Origin of the sequence: Burkholderia sp. Bp8963, assembly GCF_003854275.1 — a bacterium.
In the GTDB taxonomy this organism is placed as follows: Bacteria; Pseudomonadota; Gammaproteobacteria; order Burkholderiales; family Burkholderiaceae; genus Burkholderia.
Map to the genome: position 1 here is coordinate 1 of NZ_QTQP01000190.1, position 493 is coordinate 493.

The 493-nt window shown below is 55.2% G+C and carries 1 pseudogene; it reads left to right on the forward strand.

The features are described from left to right. Positions 1 to 20: 20 nt before the first annotated feature. Positions 21 to 493 (forward strand): annotated as a pseudogene (locus tag DID96_RS38000) (RNA-guided endonuclease TnpB family protein); the annotation flags it as partial.

The following is a 493-nucleotide window of genomic DNA, read 5'->3' on the forward strand; positions in this document are numbered from 1 at the left end:
GACCCAATATAGTTCGAGATATGGAAACCGTTAAGACCCTCAAGTTTCGAATCAGAGACAAGCACGCGAAAGCAATGCTTGCGATGGCGCGCGACGTGAATCAGGTCTGGAACTTCTGCAACGAGACCCAGTACCGCAGCCTCAAGCGATACTGCAACCGACCCAAAGTCTGGCTCAGTGGCTTCGACCTTCAGAAACTAACGAATGGCTTCGTGAAGTGCGATGGCGTTGTCGTCGGTTCGACAACGGTTCAGCAAGTCTGCGAAGAGTTCGCTACCCGCCTGAAGCAGTTCAAGAAGCAGCGCCTGAACTGGCGGGTGAGCGAGCGCAAATCGCCGAAGTATTCGCTCGGCTGGATTCCGTTCAAGAAGCGGGCGCTGACCTACAAGAACGGGCAGCTTCGCTTCAACGGCATCAATATCGGCTTGTGGGACTCCTACGGTCTTTCGAAGTACGAACTCGGTGCAGGCAGCTTCAACGAGGACTCGCGCGG